Raw genomic sequence first — 20,016 nt, 5'->3', positions numbered from 1 at the left:
CCCGCACACAATAGCAATCTGTAACAAGGTGAATCAAGCGCTGTTTAAAATAACATCACAATAGTTGCGGTGGCGCAAAACGGCGGTTCTTAAGCACCGGCAGTTTACCCCGCACCTGCAACACATGCTCGCGATTAACCTCCGCGAAAATGACCTGCCGCTGATCGGATGCCCCCGCGAGCGTCACACCCAGCGGGTCAACAATCCGGCTCAGACCGATATTTCGGTTCCCGCATTCGCCCGATGCCACTACATAACAGGTGGTATCCAGCGCCCGGGCCGCAATCAACGTCGACCAGTGATGTTCTTTCAGTGGCCCGCGCACCCACGCGGCCGGTAGCGCCAGCAGTTCAGCCCCTTGTAATGCGAGGGTGAGCGCCAGTTCAGGGAAACGCAAATCATAACAGGTCATCAGCCCGACCCGCAGGCCATCCACCTCTATCAGCGGCGGGAGCTGATGACCGGCATCAACCAGCCGCGATTCCTGAATACTGAACGCATCATAGAGATGGAGTTTCTCATAGTGAGCAATCACCTCGCCTGCACGCAGCGCCACCAGCGTATTAATCGCGCGCCCGGCAGATGACGGGACATGGATTGTCAGCACCGTGGTCATGGCGTTGCGGCGGCTCTCGGCTAGCAGCACAGCGAGAAATCCGCCTTCCAGCGTTTGTGCGGATTTTACCGATAAGTCAGGGTCGTCATCTGCCCTGGCCAGTAGCGCTTCCGGTAAAACCAGTAATGAGGCGTGATGTTGCGCCGCCTCCTGCATTAACGCCACACAGCTTTCGGCATTTCGCTGCCAGTCAGGAGTGACGATAAATTGTCCCGCTGCGACTATCATGTTCTGATTCTCATTGTGTTACCCCGTAGCCAGAGACGGAACTCTGACGGTAAACTTAACCCTTTCTATTTTGATAGCAGGAAATCGCAGTGTTACAAATCCTTTTAGCAGTTTTTATTGGTGGTGGGACGGGAAGTGTGATGCGCTGGCTGTTGGGGATGCGTTTAAATCCTCTGCACCATGCGGTACCGGTCGGAACGCTGACAGCTAACCTGCTCGGGGCGTTTATCATTGGTGCCGGGCTCGCGTGGTTTAACCGGGCGACGGGGATTGATCCGATGTGGAAGTTGCTTATTACCACCGGGTTTTGCGGGGGGTTAACGACCTTCTCCACCTTTTCTGCGGAGGTGGTTTTCCTGCTACAGGACGGACGTTTTGGCTGGGCGATGCTTAACGTTGCCGTGAACCTGCTGGGCTCTTTCGCGATGACGGCGGCAGCGTTCTGGCTCTTCTCCAGCCGGTAAGCAGGCACAAAAAAACCCGCTCAGGGAGCGGGTTTTGGAATTTAGCTATCGTAATGCTTACAGAGCAGTTACGTTTGCAGCAGAAGGACCTTTGGCACCGTTAGTGATTTCGAACTCTACACGCTGACCTTCAGCCAGAGTTTTGAAGCCGTTGGTCTGGATTGCAGAGAAGTGTACGAACACGTCTTTGCTACCATCTTCAGGAGTAATGAAACCGAATCCTTTGGACTCATTAAACCACTTAACGTTACCTTTAATCTTAGACATCAATATTACCTTTACATGAAAATAGACACAAATGCTGTGTCGCGTACCAGTACAACAATTGTGATGGCTTTTGTCCAGCGTAAGTTTGCTAAAAAGTGATAAAAGTCTCTATCTTTTCACTTGAGCAGACATTACTCCTTGTTTTGCAACGTCAGAAATGACTTATGACGTTTCTGCATATCCGTATGCAAAATTTAAAACTGAAAGCGCACCCAGGCAAAGTACACGTTGCCGTTATTATAGGTTCCAGGAATATAGGTCATCTGGAACGTCGCCGGGCCATAGCCCACGGAAGCTAACGGGAGAACTAAGGGCACAGGAATGTAGTGCCAGTTATCGCGTGCGGTGACGCCGATGGTATAGCCCAGACCGAGGTGGAAATTATCATCACTCAGCGGTCGCCAGGTTTTTTCCCAGCCGTAGCCGCCAATCGGTTCCCATTTGTTATAGGAGTCTTTGAACGCCATCAGGTACAGGCCGTGCCAGTTACCTTTGTCATCCCAGCGGGACTGACCAAAACCCGCCCCCCAGGGGCGCTCGTTATACCGGTCCGTCTTTTCTTTATCGTAGGCAAAGCGGGCATGCCAGGTGATCGCAGGAACATAAAGTTCATAATGTTCCGGGTCGTTCCACGTTTGCGCAATGTTATCGCTGAGGGTGTTATAGCCGTCGCGCACTGTTGCTGTAAACGAGGCTTGCGCAACTGCGGAAAACAGCACAGAACCTGACAGCACCAGAAAGAATAAAAAGAATCGTTTAATACTCACCACGTTATTATTACCACGTCCATTTACTGAGCCGGTTACCTTAACGAAGATAATATTAATAGTTCCTTAACAACATCGGATTTTATCTCAATTTCCGCGAAAAATCGGATAACGTGCTGATTCCATTTTTTAACACCTCGCGTTCACCGCTTCATTACCCTGTCTGTGACGAAAAAAGTCCTGGTGGCGAAAATTTGTGACGCAAGATTTTTAATTCACATAGCACCCGGCAAATCTTCCACTTTCTTGATTTTCGTCAGCAAGTTTTGTCCGATTTTTCGGCAGATTGCATCTCTTCATTTCTTGAGCGACTTCTCTTGCAGAACATTCTTTGGGAACGGTGATAATAATGTTAATGATAATGATTGAACTCCTTATAGGAGTTTTGGTGGTGGCGGGTGTTGCCCGTTATATCATCAAAGGGTATTCCGCCACGGGGGTATTATTTGTTGGCGGTTTGTTATTGCTGATCGTCAGTGCCTTAATGGGGCATAAGATTTTACCGTCAAGTAACACGAGCACCGGTTACTCTGCCACTGACATCGTCGAATACGTTAAAATCCTGCTGATGAGCCGCGGCGGCGATCTCGGCATGATGATCATGATGCTGTGTGGTTTTGCCGCTTATATGACCCATATCGGCGCCAATGACATCGTGGTTAAGCTGGCCTCGAAACCGCTTCGTTACATCAACTCCCCTTACCTGCTGATGATCGCAGCTTACTTCGTTGCCTGTCTGATGTCGCTGGCGGTCTCTTCCGCAACCGGCCTCGGCGTGCTGTTAATGGCGACGCTGTTCCCGGTGATGGTCAACGTCGGCATCAGTCGCGGCGCGGCGGCAGCTATCTGCGCCTCTCCGGCGGCGATTATTCTCGCCCCAACGTCAGGCGACGTGGTACTGGCGGCCCAGGCGGCAGAAATGCCGTTAATTGATTTTGCCTTCAAAACCACGCTGCCAATCTCCATTGCGGCGATTATTTGCATGGCAATCGCGCACTTTTTCTGGCAGCGCTATCTGGATAAAAAAGAGAACGCCACGCATGAAATGCTGGATGTGAACGAAATCACCACCACTGCCCCGGCGTTCTACGCCATTCTGCCGTTCACACCTATCATTGGCGTGCTGATCTTTGACGGCAAATGGGGCCCGGAACTGCATATCATCACCCTGCTGGTGATCTGCATGTTGCTGGCGGCGGTGCTGGAATTTATCCGCAGCTTCAATATGAAAAGCGTATTTGCCGGTCTGGACGTGGCTTACCGCGGCATGGCGGATGCGTTCGCCAACGTGGTCATGCTGTTGGTCGCGGCGGGCGTATTCGCACAAGGTCTGAGCACGATCGGTTTTATCGACAGCCTGATCGCCATCGCCACCTCGTTTGGTTCGGCAAGTATCATTCTGATGCTGGTGCTGGTCATTCTGACCATGCTGGCGGCCGTCACCACCGGTTCCGGTAATGCGCCGTTCTACGCCTTTGTCGAGATGATCCCGAAACTGGCACAGTCGTCCGGTATCAACCCGGCCTATCTGTCGATTCCGATGCTGCAGGCGTCAAACCTCGGTCGCACCATTTCGCCGGTGTCCGGCGTGGTAGTTGCTGTTGCCGGTATGGCAAAAATTTCACCGTTTGAAGTGGTGAAGCGCACCTCGGTTCCGGTGCTGGTTGGCCTGATCGTGGTGATTATCGCAACGGAAGTTCTGGTACCTTCTGCCAGAATCCTGTAAGGCGTGACAGTGATGAAAAGGCGCCTGCGGGCGCCTTTTTTATGCTTTAATTATTCACAGAAATCAATCAACGCCAAATCATCAGGAATATAAATGTTCAGGAAGGATATTGCTGCCTGCATCGCGGCCGTCGCGACGGTTGTCTCTGCGACCAGCGCCATTGCCACCCCGTTGACTGCCACCCGCTACGCTGATTTTGATCGCTATGTTCTGGCGCTCTCCTGGCAAACCGGCTTTTGCCAGAGTCAGCATGACATGAATCGCGATATCCCCGCCGAGTGCCAGTTGCAGCGCGAGCAAAAGGATAAAACCCGTCATCTCACCGTTCACGGATTGTGGCCCGGTCTCCCCAAATCGATTGCGTCACGCGGCGTCGACGAGCGTCGCTGGATGCGTTTTGGCTGCGCGACGCGTCCGATCCCCAACATGCCGGAAGCCCGCGCCAACCGAAAATGCGCGGCAGCAGAAACGGGTCTGTCGCTGGAGATGGCTAATCAGCTCAACAACGTGATGCCGGGCGCGGGCGGGAACTCCTGTCTTGAACGTTACGAATATGCCAAACACGGCGTCTGTTTTGGCTTTGACCCCGATGCCTATTTCGGCACGATGGTACGACTGAACGAGGAAATCCGGCAGAGTGCGGTGGGTCAGTTTCTTGCCAACAACTATGGCAAAACCGTCAGCCGCAGCGATTTTAATGCCGCAGTGGCGAAAAGCTGGGGCAAAGAAGGTGTCAGCGCATTTAAATTAACCTGCGACGGCAACCCCGCCTGGCTCACAGAAGTGCAAATCGCTATCAAAGCCTCAGCCATCAACGCTCCGCTGAGCAGTGACGCGTTGCTGCGGCAACCGCACCCCGGTAACTGTGGCAAGCAATTTGTCATCGATAAAGCCGGTTATTAAGCATTGCCCGGCGCCGTGTGCGTCGGGCAACATCGTCAGCGCTGAAGAAACGCCAGCAAATCCTCGTTAATCTGCTGCTTATGGGTGGTACAGATCCCGTGAGAGCCCCCTTTGTAAACCTTCAGCTCTGCATCGGGCAGCATTTCCGCCGCCACTTTGCCGCAGGTTTCAAAGGGAACAATCTGATCGTCATCACCGTGGATCACCAGCGTCGGGATCGTCATTCGACGCAGATCTTCACGCAGATCGGTTTCCGAAAATGCTTTGATACAGTCATAAAGCGCTTTAATCGAGCCCTGTAATCCCTGGGCGACAAACCCCTGACGTACGGCTTCGGACGCTTTCGCACCATCACGGTTATAACCATAGAACGCCTGCGTCAGCTCATAGAAAAAAGCGCCGCGATCATTAATCACCCCGTCGCGAATGCCGTCGAAAACCTCTTTCGGTACGCCGTTCGGGTTGAAATCCGTTTTGATCATGATTGGTGTCACCGCCCCGATCAACACCGCTTTCGCCACCCGTTCCGTGCCGTGGCGACCAATATAGCGCGCCACTTCGCCGCCACCGGTAGAATGACCGACATGCACGGCGTCTTTCAGATTCAGATGTGCGGTCAGTTGCGCCAGATCGTCGCCATACTGATCCATATTATGCCCGTCCCAGGGCTGCGCCGAACGACCATGGCCGCGGCGGTCGTGAGCAATCACACGATATCCCTTCGAGGCCAGAAATAACATTTGATCTTCAAACGCATCCGCTGTCAGTGGCCAGCCATGGCTGAACACGACCGGTTGCCCGCTGCCCCAGTCTTTAAAGTACAGATAGCTGCCATCGTTAAGAGTAAGTTTGTCGAAGTTGCTCATAAGAACTCCTGAAACGGAGGGTGTCACCCCACGCGACACCGCCTGAAAAGGATAAGCCAGAATCCAGAAAGGTGACGGATTTCGCATAAAATTCATATGAGCACCCGGATAAACATTCTTTATTGTGCTCTTTATCACTTCAAACTGGCGTCAACTCTCAGTATGATGGCGAGAGGACAACCCTTGCCGCTGACGGTGAGGGTTTTCTTTTGGATACAGGTACCTGGAAAGACATGGAGTAAATAATGACCAGACCCGCCATCATTATTAATGAGCTTGATGCTGAACGCATCGACCGCCTGCTTGAACAACCGGCTTTTGCCAGCTCACCCGTGGCTGAAGCACTGAACGCCGAACTGGATCGTGCAAAGATGTGTGCGCCTGAAGAGATGCCTCATGACGTCGTCAGCATGAACAGTCAGGTACGCTTCCGTGATTTAGCCTCCGGTGAAGAACGTGTGCGAACCCTGGTCTTCCCGTCGCAAGTGACTGACAGCAATACCCAGCTTTCCGTCATGGCACCGGTGGGTGCTGCGCTGCTGGGCTTACGCGTGGGCAACACCATTCACTGGCAACTGCCAGGCGGCACGACAACCCACCTCGAAGTGCTGGAGCTGCTCTACCAGCCTGAAGCCGCCGGGGATTTCCACCGCTAATTCTGCTGCTTTTTACAGAGGATGTTGAAACATCCTCTTTCCGTTTCTCCCGCCGACAAAACTTTACGCCATACCACCCCGCCTCCTGACAAATTTGCGACTTGAATGACACAAAACGGTCGCCGGATATGTTTCAATATATGTATCTCATAAGGACAAGGAGCTACGCATATGTACAAAACAATCATTATGCCGGTTGATGTCTTTGAAATGGAGCTAAGTGACAAGGCTATCCGCCATGCGGAGTTTATGGCGCAACAGGATGGCGTTATTCATTTGCTTCATGTCCTGCCGGGTTCCGCCAGTTTTACGATGAGCCGCTTTGCCGCAGATTTGCGCCGTTTTGAAGAGCATCTGCAACATGAAGCGGAAACCCGCCTGCAGACGATGATCGGGCATTTCAGCATCGACCCCTCCCGGATAAAAATGCATGTTCGCATCGGTACTGTTCGCGACGTCGTGAACGAGCTTGCCGAAGATCTGGATGCCGACGTGGTGGTGATCGGCTCCCGCAATCCCTCCATCACGACCCACCTGCTCGGCTCGAACGCGTCAAGCGTTATTCGTCACGCCCATATCCCGGTGCTGGTGGTTCGCTAACCGCTTCAGAGGCTACCGACAGGTAGCCTCTCTGTATTCTATTGCTGCCGGGTAAGCAGCAGTCTGATCCCCAACCCGACAAACCCCGTCGCAAAACCGATGCGCAGCGCTTTAAGGATCCCCGGTTTTGACAACACCTGCCCGCGCGCGAAAGCGGAAAACACGCCATACAGCGCAAACAGGCACAACGTCATCAGCATAAAAATACCGCTGAGGATCAACAGTTCAGTGACCGGTGAAGCGGCGTCGGCGCGAATAAACTGCGGCAGAAAGGCGAGGAAAAAGAGCGGCAGCTTGGGATTCAGCAGGTTAATCAGTATCGCGTGAATAATAATTTCGATCGGCGATTTCCCCTTTCCTTGCGGGTTGAGCTGCATCGATCCTGTCTCTTTGAGCGTATTCCACGCCATATACAACAGCCAGATCACGCCGAGAAACTTAATGCCCTCAAACGCCAGTTGACTGGTATGAAAAATTGCCGCCAGACCCGTAATCGCGGCAATCATGTGGGGAATGATACCGAGTGTGCAGCCAATGGCGGCAAAAAGACTCTTTTTTATCCCCTGTGATAATCCGGTAGCGACGGTATAAAGGGTACCGGTACCGGGCGATACCACGACGATAAATGACGTTATCAGAAATTCGGTGCTGATTTGCATGGCGTTATGTCTCACTGAAATGAGGAATAACGCCGACTATTCCTGACAGCCCGCCGCACTGTCTTGAACAAAATTGCAGAGCACGTTTTACGCCAGCGAAAGCACGTACTGGCCCGGTGTAACACCAAACTGCCGCTGAAACGCGCGGGTCAGGTGACTCTGATCGGCAAAACCGGCCAGCAGCGCAGCATCGACGGGTCGCTCACCCTGCTGTAAAAGCCGTTTCGCCAGCCGCACACGTGACTGAAGGAGCCATGCATGCGGTGTGGTTCCAGTTTCGCGGGAAAACCCTCTTATCAACTGAAAACGGCTCATGCCGCATAACCCGGCCAGGGCGGCGAGCGTCACAGGCTCGGCGGGCGAGTCATCAAGATATTCTCTGGCGAGCGCAATAGAGGGAGAAAAAGCGTGGCGCGGCGTGGTCGAAAGCAAATGCTGTTTCGTCACCCGCATCAGGCACAGCATGACGGCTTCTTCGATGGCGGCGGGGTCGGGCACCGGGCTGTTCAGCATCAAAAAGAGCCGCTGCATGTGTCCGCTAAGTGCTGCATCTGTGGCTATCGGTTTCATCTCAACCTGCCCGTGAAGCTCTTCTGCCACCACCTCTGGTTCGAGATAAAGCATGTGCCAGCCACGCGGCCCGGCTAGCGGCACGCCGTCATGGATCTCGCCGGGATTCACCATGATGATATTTCCCGCCGACGCCTCCACACTACCGATACAACTCTGTGAGCGTTGCGCCCCTTCGACAAACACGCCGATGCCGAACTGATCATGCGAGTGGCGCGGAAAGCTATGCGCTGTCAGCAGCGAGACGGCTTCCACGCCCGGCAATGGCTGGCGATACTGCCTGACCTGGTGGATGGCTGCTTTCATAAACGTCCCGCGCGCATTGACCTGAAACCTTAGGTGTAGCAAAAACCCGGGCCGGATGTCACTAAAAACGAAAAAGCCCGGAAGCTTTCGCCGCCGGGCTGCATTGCAGGTGTCGTCTTACTTTTTTTATGCGGTTTTAGTGCGAATCAGATAATCGAACGAACTCAGAGAGGCTTTTGCGCCTTCGCCGGTCGCGATGATGATCTGCTTATACGGTACCGTGGTGCAGTCGCCCGCCGCGAAGATGCCCTTCACGCTGGTTTCGCATTTTGCATCAATGATGATTTCGCCCATGCGGTTGCGTTCGATAGCGCCTTCCAGCCAGGTGGTGTTCGGCAGCAAGCCAATCTGGACAAAAATCCCGGACAGCGCGACCTGGTGCGTGTCACCGCTGACGCGGTCGCGATACTCAAGCCCCGTCACTTTACTGCCATCGCCCTTCACTTCCGTGGTCTGCGCGTTGAGGATGATATCGACATTTTTCAGGCTGCGGACTTTATCCTGCAACACCTGGTCGGCTTTCATTTCCGGGGCGAATTCGAGCAGCGTGACATGCTCAACGATACCCGCCAGATCAATCGCCGCTTCCACGCCGGAGTTACCGCCGCCGATGACTGCCACGCGCTTGCCTTTAAACAGCGGGCCGTCGCAGTGCGGGCAGTAGGTGACGCCTTTGGTACGATACTGATCTTCACCCGGCACGTTCATGTTGCGCCATTTAGCACCGGTCGCAATGATGATGCTGCGCGCTTTCAGAACAGCGCCAGACGCCGTTTCAATCTGATGCAAACCACCTTCCTGCGCCGCCGGTACCAGCTTGCTGGCGCTCTGGCTGTCGATCACATCCACTTCATAATCAGAGACGTGGGCCTTCAGTGCGCCTGCCAGTTTCTGACCTTCGGTTTTCGGCACAGAAATGTAGTTTTCGATATCGACGGTATCCAGCACCTGGCCGCCGAAGCGTTCACCCATCAGGCCGGTACGGATCCCTTTACGTGCGGAATAGACCGCCGCGGCGGCACCCGCCGGGCCGGAGCCGACAATCAGCACATCGTAGGCGTCACGTTTGTTCAGCTCTTCCGCCGCGCGTTTTTCCGCACCGGTATCCACTTTGGCGACAATTTCGGCGAGCGTCATGCGCCCCTGACCAAACTCTTTACCGTTCACGAACACCGCCGGAACGCCCATCACGTTGCGGTCGGTAATTTCATTCTGGAACGTACCGCCATCAATCGCTGTGTGCTTAATGCGCGGGTTCAGCACTGACATCAGGTTCAGCGCCTGAACCACGTCCGGGCAGTTATGGCAGGAGAGTGAGTAATAGGTTTCAAATTCGAAATCACCGTCAATATCGCGGATCTGCTCCAGCAGCGTCTGCGCTTCTTTCGACGGGTGTCCACCGGTCCACAGCAGCGCCAGCACCAGTGAAGTAAATTCATGGCCGAGCGGCGAGCCTGCGAAACGCGGCCCCTGCGTGGAACCCGGGTTGGTTATCAGGAACGACGGTTTGCGCACCGGCAGACTGTTATCTTCTTTGAAGGTCACCTGTGGCGACAGTTCAGCAATCTCAGCCAGCAGTTCTTTGATTTCGGCCGATTTTCCGCTGTCGTCCAGCGTGGCAATCAGCTCAACAGGTTTTGTCAGTTTCTCAAGATAAGCCCTGAGCTGGGTTTTCATATTGGTGTCGAGCATCATTATTCCCTCTCTAAAAACGCCATCATGCAAGCCGATCGCGTTGCGACAGCCTGAAGGCGACTTGCATCATGGTGCTGGAATGAAATGGGCGCGGCTGCGCCCATGACGAAAGCAATCTTCTGAGGCCTGCTGCAGGCCCTGTCAGACTTAGATTTTACCAACGAGGTCTAAGGACGGCGCCAGAGTCGCATCGCCTTCTTTCCATTTCGCCGGGCAAACTTCGCCTGGGTGAGAGGCAACGTACTGAGCGGCTTTCACTTTACGCAGCAGGTCAGACGCATCGCGGCCGATACCTTCAGCGGTCACTTCGATAGCCTGAATGATACCCTGCGGGTCAACAACGAAGGTTGCACGATCGGCCAGGCCTTCATCTTCACGCATGTTGTCAAAGTTACGGGTCAGGGCGCCAGTCGGGTCGCCGATCATCGCGTATTTGATTTTGGCAATGGTGTCAGAGCTGCTGTGCCATGCTTTGTGGGTGAAGTGGGTGTCGGTAGACACAGAGTAAACGTCTACGCCCAGTTTCTGCAGCTCGTCGTAGTGATCTGCCACGTCGCCCAGTTCGGTCGGGCAGACGAAAGTAAAGTCAGCCGGGTAGAAGAAGAAGACGCTCCAGCGGCCTTCGGTATCTTTCTCGGTAACTTCGATGAATTCACCGTTTTTGAACGCCTGGTTTTTGAAAGGTTTGATTTTGGTATTAATTAAGGACATCTATACTTCCTCCGTGTTTTCGTTGACTGGTAAGGTAACGAACTTTTCCTGGTCCGGCTAATGCGTTTCCTTTATCAAATCAATAAGTATTAGCTAACAACACGCCACGGCCTGGCTGACCAGACACCACCATGAAGTATGTGACCCATTGATTTATAAGGATTGTCATGATTAAACGCACCCTTCTTATCGGCATGATCCCCTGGTTCGTATCCGCTCAGGAACTGCCGGAAGCAGTAAGAGCCATCGAAAAACAGGGCATTACGATCGTCAAACCGTTTGATGCGCCGGGCGGCATGAAAGGGTATCTAGGCAAATATCAGGATATGGGAGTGACTATCTACGTCACGCCGGACGGTAAACATGCCATCTCGGGCTATATGTACGACGATAAAGGCGCAAACCTGAGCGAGCAGATCATCCAGAAAGAAATTTATGCGCCTGTTGGCCGCGACATGTGGCAGCGCATGGAAAAAGCCAGCTGGATCCTCGATGGCAAAAAAACAGCCCCGACGGTGATTTACGTCTTCGCCGATCCCTTCTGCCCGTACTGTAAACAATTCTGGAACCAGGCGCGTCCGTGGGTCGAATCCGGAAAAATTCAGCTCCGCACGCTGATGGTCGGTGTGATTAAACCGGAAAGCCCTGCCACCGCTGCCGCCATTCTCAGCGCCCGCGATCCGGCCAAAACCTGGCATGATTACGAACAATCCGCGGGCAAGCTGACGCTGGACGTACCGAAATCCATCCCGCCTGCACAGATGAAAGTGCTGAACGAAAACCAGAAGCTGATGGACGATCTCGGGGCTAACGCCACGCCCGCTATTTATTACATGAATAGCGAGAATGAACTTCAGCAGATTGTCGGGCTGCCCGACAACGCACAGCTAAAAGCCATGCTGGGCGAAAGGCCCTAAAGAACAAGGCGATAGTTTTCACAGGCAATATTCCTTGCCTGTGAAAACGGCTACAAATGTTCCTTAGCAAATTTTCATTTATCGAATATACTGATTTATTAATCTCTATTGCCAACTCAACGATTAAATACAACTCACCAGGAACGGTGATATATCGTCGTCTCGTTGATGCGATTGCCTGCTAAAGGATAAAAAATGGCTAACCTCTACGATCTCAAAAAGTTCGATCTCAATCTTTTAGTCGTATTTGAATGCATTTACCAGCATTTGAGTATCAGTAAAGCGGCGGAAACGCTGTTTATCACCCCCTCGGCTGTCAGCCAGTCATTACAACGCCTGCGCAGCCAGTTTAACGATCCTCTGTTTATTCGTTCCGGTAAAGGCATCACGCCCACTACCGTCGGCATAAATCTGCATCGGTATCTTGAGAATAACCTCAATCAAATCGAGCAAACTATCAATATTATGCATAGTTCAGTGCTGAAAAAACAGTTTGTGATCTACTGCTCTTCGCTATTACTGGCAGGCGGAATGCTGGATCTTATTACAACATTGCGTAAGCAAAACGATTATGAAATAGAGCATCACGATATTTTTGTTACCCCCGAATCCGCCGAAGATTTACTCGCCTGGCGTAAAGCGGATTTGATTATCTCTATTTTCCCGACCAACAACCGCTCAGTGATATCTGAACATTACATGAGTACGCCGGTGATCCTCGCCTGCCGCAAGAACCACCCACGAATGGGGGATTTCGCTGGCCTTTCTGCGCTGCGCGAAGAGGAGTTTACCTACTACTTAACCGATGAACCTGGCGCAAAGCAGATGCGCGATTTCACTGATGCGCAGTTCCCGGATCGCAAAACCACGTTTCGCAGCGATTCGCTAATCTCCATTATAAATATTGTAGCGCACACGGATATTCTTGGGTTTATTCCCAAACTGGCTTTCGATTATTACAAAGACATATTACAGTTACGGGAAATAAAAACCTCACTGACGCTTCCCGAAGTTAATCTTTATCTTATGTATAACCGGGCATCGTTGGCCAGCGACTCATTTGTGACGTTCATTAATCAAGTTAAGAAATAACCGCACGCCTTAAAGCATTCATTTTATGAATGCTTTAATTTTCTTTTATTCACTTGAATCATATTAAATAAAAAATTCTTTCGAATATTTGTCATACTAAAATATCACTATATTATAAGGAACTCTGGATACACACTTGTACGGAAACTGACCATGTCAATTTACAAATATCCGCTCAATCAGAATGTGCTGGATGCCACCACCGAACGTATTTCATGGGCGCTGACTAATTTACCCAAAGTCTGTATCTCTTTTTCCGGTGGCAAAGATTCCACCGTCATGCTGCATATCGCGGCACAGCAGGCGCGCAAATACCATAAAAAAATCTGCGTGTTATTTATCGACTGGGAAGCGCAATTTTCTGCGACAATTAACCACATTGAAGCCATGCGCGCACAATATCAGGATGTGATTGACGATTTCTGGTGGGTTGCGTTGCCGTTAACCACGCAAAATTCCCTGTCGCAATTCGAACCGGAATGGCAATGCTGGCAACCGGGAACCGCCTGGGTTCGCCAGCCACCGCCGGATGCCATCACCCGGCCCGATTACTTCCCTTTTTACCAGACCGGAATGACTTTCGAAGCGTTTGTGCGCAAATTTGCCGACTGGTTCGCCGGCAACCGCCCGGCCGCCATGCTGGTCGGCATCCGCGCCGACGAATCCTACAATCGTTTTTTAACCATCGCTTCCGCCCGCAAACAACGCTTTGCCGATGACAAACCCTGGACCACCATCGCCCCGGGTGGCCACACCTGGTATGTCTACCCGATCTATGACTGGAAAACGGCGGATATCTGGACCTGGTTTGCCAAAACGCAGTTGAGCTACAACCCGTTGTATAACCTGATGTATCAGGCGGGCGTTCCCTTCCGTTATATGCGTATTTGCGAACCGTACGGCCCGGAGCAGCGTCAGGGACTGTGGCTGTATCACGTGATTGAACCTGAACGCTGGGCCGCCATGTGCCAGCGGGTCAGTGGCGCGCAAAGCGGAGGGCTGTACGCCGGGCAGGATAATCAGTTCTATGGCCATCGTAAGCTCGACAAACCGGCCAACCATAGCTGGCAAAGTTATGCGCTGTTTTTACTGGAAAGCATGCCGCAAAAAACAGCCGAACATTACCGAAATAAAATAGCGGTTTACCTGCACTGGTATCAGAAAAAGGGCGAAACGATCCCGGATACGCAACACGGTGATATTGGCTCGAAAGATATTCCCTCGTGGCGACGCATCTGCAAGGTATTGCTGAACAATGATTACTGGTGCCGAATGCTCTCTTTCAGCCCGACAAAACCCGAACACTATCAACGCTACAACAGCCACATGGCAAAAAAACGCAAGGAATGGAACATCTTATGCAACAACAACTGATCCAACAGCTGGAGCATTATCTGGATTCACTTGGCGAAGAGGACCGCGTTGAAGCCATTAATCAGTTTCGTCTGGCGATCCATCGCCACAGTCCGTTTCAGGACCAACCGGTAGATTGCGTGCTCTGGGTTAAGCAGGAAACCGTGGCTCCCAATGACTACAACCCCAACAACGTCGCGCCTCCCGAACGGCGGTTGCTGCAAAAATCGCTGGAAGCAGATGGCTTTACCCAGCCCGTTGTGGTGGTGTCGCGTGGCAGACACCGCTTCGAGATTATCGACGGTTTTCATCGCCAGGAACTGGTTAAAACGAAAAACGTGTTAAAAGAGCAACTTAAGGGCTATCTCCCGATCACCTGCATACAGGATAACGGCCAGAAATCGGCTTCCGGTATGGCGTCAACCATCCGCCACAACCGCGCCAGGGGGCGTCATCAGATCAACGCCATGTCAGACATTATTCGCGAGCTTGCTCACCTGGGGTGGAGTGATGAAAAAATTAGCAAAGAACTGGGCATGGATGGCGACGAAGTGCTGCGTCTGAAGCAGATAAGCGGTCTGCTTGAGCTGTTTGCCGACCGCCATTTCTCCGGTGCCTGGACCGTCAAGTAAACACGGTTTTACGATCCGTTATCCACTTTTTATGCGCGTCTTTGCCGTGAGGTAAAGACGTTTACGAGCAGCGTCGCATCGCGTTATTTCTCTGCTTTACCCCCCTCGCCTTCCGCCCGTAGTCTCTGCGTCATTAGTTAATACAAGAAAAGCTAATTATCTAATTATTTACTTATATTACGCAACGCGATATGCTGGAGGTGTTAGATGACTTTTGTCTGGTCCAGAGCTGCCTGGAAGCAGCTGATGAAAATTGATATTCGTTACCGCCAGAGGGTGAAAGGCAGGCTGTTTGATATCGGTGACATCAACGCGCCACCACCTGATTTGAAAAGGCTGGTGCACCCGGAAGGGCATTTCCGGCTACGGGTCGGCGACTATCGGGTCATCTTTGAGATGCAGGGGGAACTGCAGGAGATCTGCTACATCGTGGCAGTTAAACGCCGAACCTCCGCCACCTATTTGCATGAGGAGAGTGCTACCTATGAATGTTCAGTTTATTAAAGACGGAAACGGCGAACCGCAGTTCGTGGTGATCCCTTACGATCTCTGGTTTCGCCTGCGTCTCGGGCAAACAGAGGTTGATGACAAAAACGAAGAGGGCTGGGAAGAGATCCCTTATGAGTCCGACGAGTATGATGACATCGGCCTCCCAAACCATATCGTTAATATTATGGACGCGGAAGGCGTAAGCCTGCAGGCCGCATGGCGTATCGCTTGCGGTCTCTCACAACAGGAAGTGGCGGAAAAACTGGGGATCACGCAATCTGCGGTGTCACAACTGGAATCGCCAGACTCACGTCCGCAGAAGCGCACCCGTGAAAAACTGGCGGCAATCTATGGTTGTACCCAGGCGCAAATCAGCCTGCGAATTTAACAGCAGCGGGCGCCGCCTTTACCGCCATAGCGCGCATCCTGTCTGTCGCGGAAAAAGGCTTCGTAGGTCATCGGTGTCTGGTCCGGGTGGTTCACTCGCATATGCTCGACATAGTTATCATAGTCGGGCACACCGACCATCATTTTTGCCGCCTGACCCAGGTATTTTCCGGCTTTAGAAAGCGTGTCGAACATAACAGCTCCGGTCTGGTTTTTGCCGGGTAACGTCCTCGCTACCCGGCCGGTGGTGATTAATGCGCGCCTTTTGCCTGCGTCACGATTTGCTCGAGATTTTCTGGCATTGGTTCATACGGCAGTTCTTTGTCCGTCGGTTCATCGACTTTCAATGCCGCCAGCGCGGTTTTCACAGAATACAGCGCCAGTACCACGACCACCACCATAAAGAAGATGGTCAGCCCGGCATCCAGTCGGTTGTTAAACACCAGCTGAGCCAGCTGCGATTCGGTGTACTGCGACGGAATGTTGCCGCTGTCGATCATCCCCTGGAAGCGGTTGGCGATGGCCAGGAAGCCGACTTTCACGTCCGGGCTAAAGGCTTTCTGCCAGCCAGCGACCAGCGTACAAATCAGCAGCCACGCGGTTGGCAGCAACGCCACCCACGCGTAACGCTGGCGCTTCATCTTGAACAGCACCACGGCGCAGAGCATCAGCGCCATCCCTGCCAGCATCTGGTTGGCGATACCAAACAGCGGCCACAGGGTATTGATGCCGCCCAGCGGATCCACCACGCCCTGATGCAGGAAGTAACCCCAGGCCAGCACGCAAAGCGCGGTAGCTAACAGGTTGGCAGGCAGCGAGTCGGTGCGCTTGAGATTCGGGCTGATAACGCCGAGCAGATCCTGCAGCATGAAACGCGCCGCACGGGTACCCGCGTCCACCGCGGTCAGAATAAACAGTGCTTCGAACAAAATGGCGAAGTGGTACCAGAACGACACGTCCATCAGGCCGCCCAGCGAACCGTGCAGAATGTAGGCCATGCCCACCGCTAACGTCGGCGCACCACCTGCTCGCGAAATAATAGACTGCTCGCCCACTTCGCTGGCGATCTGTTTCAGCGTATCCGGCGTAACGGTGAAGCCCCAGCTACTGACCACCTGCGCGGCGGAAGCCACCACATCGGTCGTCCCTGCTGGCGCCAGTACCGCCATCGGGCTGTTCATCGCAAAATAAACGCCCGGATCGATAATGCACGCCGCCACCAGCGCCATGATCGCCACGAAGGATTCCATCAACATGCCGCCGTAACCAATCAGGCAGGCCTGATTTTCGTTCGCCAGCATTTTTGGCGTGGTGCCGGAAGAGATCAGCGCATGGAAGCCAGAGACGGCGCCACAGGCGATGGTAATAAACAGGAACGGGAACAGGTCACCCGTCCACACCGGGCCGGTGCCATCGACAAATTTCGTCAGTGACGGCATGGTCAGCGTCGGACGCATGATCAAAATCCCAATCGCCAGCCCGACGATGGTACCGATTTTCAGGAAGGTGGAGAGGTAATCGCGCGGCGCCAGCAACAGCCACACCGGCAATACCGCCGCCACAAAGCCATAACCCACCAGCATCCAGGTCAGCTGTACGCCGGTAAAGTCAAACCACGGCGCCCAGGTTTCGCTCTCTGCCACCCAGCCGCCGGAAATGATGGCGAACACCAGCAGCACGAGTCCGATAACAGACACTTCACCAATCCGCCCCGGACGCAAATAACGAATGTAGATCCCCATAAACAGCGCCAGCGGAATGGTAAAGGCGACGGTATAGGTTCCCCACGGACTGTGAGTCAGGGCTTTCACCACGATCATCGCCAGCACCGCAAGGATGATCACCATGATCATAAAGGTGGCGATCAGCGCGATGACGCCCGCTGTCGGCCCCATTTCTTCTTTCACCAGCTCGCCCAGCGAACGACCATCGCGGCGGGTGGAGACAAACAGCACCATAAAGTCCTGAACCGCACCTGCCAGCACGACGCCTGCGAGGATCCAGATCATGCCCGGCAGATAGCCCATTTGCGCGGCCAGTACCGGCCCGACCAGCGGCCCGGCTCCGGCTATCGCCGCAAAATGGTGGCCGAACAGCACTTTTTTATCGGTTGGCACGTAATCCAGCCCGTCGTTATGGCGGACGGCGGGCGTCATGCGCGTCGGGTCAACCCCGAGGACATTATTCGCGATATAACGGCCGTAAAAACGATAGGCAATAAGATAAAGGCAGACCGCCGCCACGACGATCCACAACGCATTTATCTGTTCACCACGATTGAGGGCGATATAGCCCAGGGCGAAGGCTCCCACAACAGCAAGCACTGCCCAGATGAGGTATTTCCCTGCGTTATTCATTGTGTAGGTTCCATTAGCGCTGAAGTAAGTTGTTACATTTTGTATCTATAACACTCGAATGGAAATTAACAATCCAATAACCCAAGAAAGCAGACATATCACCGATTTTTTACATCACATTGTTAAGCCGATCACTTTCGCCTTTTTTCACCCCCCAAGCGTAGAGCCGCCATCCACCACGATATCCTGCAACGTGATGTGGCTGGCATGGTCAGAGGCGAGGAACAGGATGGTGCTGGCGATCTCCTGCGGACGGGCGATTTTCCCCAGCGGAATACCCAGCTTAAACTGCTCGCCGAAGCCGCGAATGCGCTGCTGTTCAGCATCATCGTTAAGCCACAGCGTTCGCTGCATGTCGGTATCGGTCGATCCTGGCGAGACGAGGTTACAGCGCACGCCGCTGGCGGCCAGCTCCAGCCCGACGGTCAACGCCAGGCTTTTCAGCGCCGCTTTCGAGGCGCCATAAGCACTCATCCCGAGGCGCGGCGTGTGGGCGGCATCCGACGCGACGGTCACGATCGCCCCGCCCTGCTGACGACGAAACTGCGCCATCGTCTGCTGAAACAGGTTAAACGCGCCGCCAACGTTTACCGCAAACGTCTGCTGCCAGTCCGCCACACTCAGCGCATCGGTCGCGCCCATACGCAAAATACCCGCTGCGTTAACCAGCACATCCAGACGCGGCTGACGCTCAAGCACACGGCGGCATACCTGCGCCACCTGCTGCGCGTCGGCCACGTCCAGCACTTCAGTGGTAAACGGGTAGTGGTCACCGCCGAACGCCAGATCAAAACCGGTCACCGTCGCCCCGGCCGCCACAAACGCCAGCGCGGTGGCGTAGCCGATACCTTTTCCCGCTCCGGTCACCCAGACGGTTTTACCGTGAAAATCAAACCCGGCCATCACTTCACCTCGCGGGAAAGCAGCGTCCACCAGGCATCAATCGTCGGGTTCTTCACCAGCATCACAAAATCGATATCGCTATGTACTTTGCGCCAGCGCGCCGCCAGCGCCATCATGCGTGCCGAGTCCAGACCGTAGTCGATCAGGTTTTCGTCATCCTGTGGCTCATCGGCCTCGTCCAGGAATGGCAGGATCATCGCCCGCAGCGCCGCCCTGGATGGCGGCACCGGCAACAGCATGTCGGTCATCACCACCCGTCCGGAACGTCCGGCGACGTAGTTGAGTGACATCAGATGTTCTTCGCGGCTGAAATCTGCCAGCGCGTCAGCGACAAAAAACGGTTTGATATCACGCATGAAGGCATCCGTTGCGGTGGTCATGCAGCCGATGTGCGCATAAACGCCGGTGATGATCAGTTGATTACGCCCGGTCTCTTTCAGCATTTGTTCGAGGGGAGAGCGATGAAACGCGCTGTAACGCCATTTCACCAGCACGTTATCGGCCTCGTCCGGCGCCAGCGCGGCGATGATTTGCTGCTGCTCCGGCGAACGGGTCAGCCCCGGTCCCCACATGTCATTAAGCAGCGCGCGATCGTCATCGCTCTGGTCTTTCGGCTGCGCGGTGTAATAGACCGGAATATGCTGCTGTTTGCAGTACTGGCGCAGCGCGGCAATGTTGGCGACCACGGTTTCCATCATCGGGCTGTTTTTGCCCCAGAAATTGAGGAAGTATTCCTGCATGTCGTGGATCAGCAACGCCGCGCGTTCAGGCTCAAACGCCCAGTCGACTTTGTTCGCCGGGATGTCGCTGGCGGTGGGCAGGTCATAGGCCTGCAGTTTTGGGATAGTCATG

23 protein-coding genes are annotated in these 20,016 nt (G+C 53.6%); 11 read left to right on the top strand and 12 right to left on the bottom strand.

The window, feature by feature from the left end; translation table 11 throughout:
* Nucleotides 1-55 precede the first annotated feature (55 nt).
* Entirely contained in the window at nt 56-844 is a 789-nt protein-coding gene (locus AOY23_RS12085; RefSeq protein ID WP_054179871.1) for a deaminated glutathione amidase, read from the bottom strand.
* 89 nt (nt 845-933) lie between these two features.
* Here AOY23_RS12085 and crcB point away from each other — a divergent pair, with 89 nt between their 5' ends.
* On the top strand, nt 934-1,308 hold the full coding sequence (gene crcB / locus AOY23_RS12080; RefSeq protein WP_054179870.1) for a fluoride efflux transporter CrcB: 375 nt from the start codon (nt 934-936) through the stop codon (nt 1,306-1,308).
* A 57-nt stretch (nt 1,309-1,365) separates the two neighbouring features.
* Here the strand turns inward: crcB and cspE are convergent, their stop codons facing one another.
* Together cspE and pagP are read right to left on the bottom strand one after the other, a co-directional pair.
* Entirely contained in the window at nt 1,366-1,575 is a 210-nt protein-coding gene (cspE, locus tag AOY23_RS12075) for a transcription antiterminator/RNA stability regulator CspE (RefSeq protein WP_000034826.1), read from the bottom strand.
* Nucleotides 1,576-1,769: 194 nt separating this feature from the next.
* The gene (gene pagP, locus AOY23_RS12070) at nt 1,770-2,345 is read right to left on the bottom strand and encodes a lipid IV(A) palmitoyltransferase PagP (protein WP_081005596.1); all 576 of its coding nucleotides are present in this window, start codon (nt 2,343-2,345) and stop codon (nt 1,770-1,772) included.
* 346 nt (nt 2,346-2,691) lie between these two features.
* Between pagP and dcuC the strand changes: the two genes are divergently transcribed.
* Both dcuC and rna read left to right on the top strand, forming a co-directional pair.
* Nucleotides 2,692-4,068, top strand: coding sequence for an anaerobic C4-dicarboxylate transporter DcuC (gene dcuC, locus AOY23_RS12065; protein ID WP_054179869.1), 1,377 nt, complete (start codon nt 2,692-2,694; stop codon nt 4,066-4,068).
* A 93-nt stretch (nt 4,069-4,161) separates the two neighbouring features.
* The gene (gene rna / locus AOY23_RS12060; protein WP_054179868.1) at nt 4,162-4,971 is read left to right on the top strand and encodes a ribonuclease I; all 810 of its coding nucleotides are present in this window, start codon (nt 4,162-4,164) and stop codon (nt 4,969-4,971) included.
* A gap of 35 nt (nt 4,972-5,006) precedes the next feature.
* Here rna and AOY23_RS12055 read toward each other — a convergent pair whose 3' ends face one another.
* A complete protein-coding gene (locus tag AOY23_RS12055) occupies nt 5,007-5,837 on the bottom strand; it encodes an alpha/beta fold hydrolase (RefSeq protein WP_054179867.1) in 831 nt (276 codons plus the stop codon).
* Nucleotides 5,838-6,082: 245 nt separating this feature from the next.
* On the opposite strand from AOY23_RS12055, the gene rnk reads away from it, so the two are divergent.
* Together rnk and uspG are read left to right on the top strand one after the other, a co-directional pair.
* Complete coding sequence (rnk, locus tag AOY23_RS12050) at nt 6,083-6,493, top strand: nucleoside diphosphate kinase regulator (RefSeq protein WP_054179866.1); 411 nt, start codon at nt 6,083-6,085, stop codon at nt 6,491-6,493.
* Nucleotides 6,494-6,664: 171 nt separating this feature from the next.
* Nucleotides 6,665-7,093, top strand: a complete 429-nt coding sequence (gene uspG, locus AOY23_RS12045; RefSeq protein WP_054179865.1) for a universal stress protein UspG — start codon at nt 6,665-6,667, stop codon at nt 7,091-7,093.
* 38 nt (nt 7,094-7,131) lie between these two features.
* On the opposite strand, the gene AOY23_RS12040 is transcribed toward uspG, so the two are convergent.
* From AOY23_RS12040 to ahpC, 4 genes are all read right to left on the bottom strand, one after another.
* Nucleotides 7,132-7,752: a LysE family translocator gene (locus AOY23_RS12040; protein WP_152958529.1), complete on the bottom strand. Its 621-nt coding sequence runs from the start codon at nt 7,750-7,752 to the stop codon at nt 7,132-7,134.
* Nucleotides 7,753-7,839: 87 nt separating this feature from the next.
* Entirely contained in the window at nt 7,840-8,628 is a 789-nt protein-coding gene (locus AOY23_RS12035; protein WP_054179864.1) for an AraC family transcriptional regulator, read from the bottom strand.
* 126 nt (nt 8,629-8,754) lie between these two features.
* Nucleotides 8,755-10,320, bottom strand: coding sequence for an alkyl hydroperoxide reductase subunit F (ahpF, locus tag AOY23_RS12030; protein WP_054179863.1), 1,566 nt, complete (start codon nt 10,318-10,320; stop codon nt 8,755-8,757).
* Nucleotides 10,321-10,470: 150 nt separating this feature from the next.
* Nucleotides 10,471-11,034: an alkyl hydroperoxide reductase subunit C gene (gene ahpC / locus AOY23_RS12025; protein ID WP_054179862.1), complete on the bottom strand. Its 564-nt coding sequence runs from the start codon at nt 11,032-11,034 to the stop codon at nt 10,471-10,473.
* A 167-nt stretch (nt 11,035-11,201) separates the two neighbouring features.
* Between ahpC and dsbG the strand changes: the two genes are divergently transcribed.
* From dsbG to AOY23_RS11995, 6 genes are all read left to right on the top strand, one after another.
* Nucleotides 11,202-11,951 (top strand): thiol:disulfide interchange protein DsbG, encoded by a 750-nt coding sequence (gene dsbG / locus AOY23_RS12020; protein ID WP_054179861.1) that lies wholly within the window; start codon nt 11,202-11,204, stop codon nt 11,949-11,951.
* Between the two features lie 195 nt (nt 11,952-12,146).
* Nucleotides 12,147-13,043 carry a DNA-binding transcriptional repressor CitR gene (gene citR, locus AOY23_RS12015; protein ID WP_054179860.1) on the top strand — a complete coding sequence of 299 codons (897 nt, stop codon included), beginning with the start codon at nt 12,147-12,149 and terminating at the stop codon, nt 13,041-13,043.
* A 153-nt stretch (nt 13,044-13,196) separates the two neighbouring features.
* Nucleotides 13,197-14,417, top strand: coding sequence for a phosphoadenosine phosphosulfate reductase (locus AOY23_RS12010; RefSeq protein WP_054179859.1), 1,221 nt, complete (start codon nt 13,197-13,199; stop codon nt 14,415-14,417).
* Nucleotides 14,402-15,028, top strand: coding sequence for an IbrB-like domain-containing protein (locus AOY23_RS12005; protein ID WP_054179858.1), 627 nt, complete (start codon nt 14,402-14,404; stop codon nt 15,026-15,028). Before AOY23_RS12010 ends, AOY23_RS12005 begins: the two co-directional genes overlap by 16 nt.
* Nucleotides 15,029-15,235: 207 nt before the next feature.
* Entirely contained in the window at nt 15,236-15,532 is a 297-nt protein-coding gene (locus tag AOY23_RS12000; protein WP_054179857.1) for a type II toxin-antitoxin system RelE family toxin, read from the top strand.
* A complete protein-coding gene (locus tag AOY23_RS11995; RefSeq protein WP_054179856.1) occupies nt 15,513-15,905 on the top strand; it encodes a helix-turn-helix domain-containing protein in 393 nt (130 codons plus the stop codon). Before AOY23_RS12000 ends, AOY23_RS11995 begins: the two co-directional genes overlap by 20 nt.
* Here AOY23_RS11995 and AOY23_RS11990 read toward each other — a convergent pair.
* The 4 genes from AOY23_RS11990 to AOY23_RS11975 all read right to left on the bottom strand — a co-directional run bounded on the left by AOY23_RS11990 (nt 15,902) and on the right by AOY23_RS11975 (nt 20,015).
* On the bottom strand, nt 15,902-16,099 hold the full coding sequence (locus tag AOY23_RS11990) for a YbdD/YjiX family protein (RefSeq protein ID WP_038159427.1): 198 nt from the start codon (nt 16,097-16,099) through the stop codon (nt 15,902-15,904). The two genes, AOY23_RS11995 and AOY23_RS11990, sit on opposite strands and share 4 nt — an antisense overlap.
* Nucleotides 16,100-16,155: 56 nt before the next feature.
* A complete protein-coding gene (cstA, locus tag AOY23_RS11985) occupies nt 16,156-18,261 on the bottom strand; it encodes a pyruvate/proton symporter CstA (RefSeq protein ID WP_054179855.1) in 2,106 nt (701 codons plus the stop codon).
* A gap of 147 nt (nt 18,262-18,408) precedes the next feature.
* Nucleotides 18,409-19,164 carry a 2,3-dihydro-2,3-dihydroxybenzoate dehydrogenase EntA gene (gene entA / locus AOY23_RS11980; protein WP_054179854.1) on the bottom strand — a complete coding sequence of 252 codons (756 nt, stop codon included), beginning with the start codon at nt 19,162-19,164 and terminating at the stop codon, nt 18,409-18,411.
* Entirely contained in the window at nt 19,164-20,015 is an 852-nt protein-coding gene (locus AOY23_RS11975; protein WP_054179853.1) for an isochorismatase, read from the bottom strand. Before AOY23_RS11975 ends, entA begins: the two co-directional genes overlap by 1 nt.
* Nucleotide 20,016: the final 1 nt, after the last annotated feature.

The organism is Trabulsiella odontotermitis, assembly GCF_001297775.1.
In the GTDB taxonomy this organism is placed as follows: Bacteria; Pseudomonadota; Gammaproteobacteria; order Enterobacterales; family Enterobacteriaceae; genus Trabulsiella; species Trabulsiella odontotermitis.
Note: the sequence above shows the minus strand (reverse complement) of the source record. Positions and strands in the feature narration are given on the sequence as shown.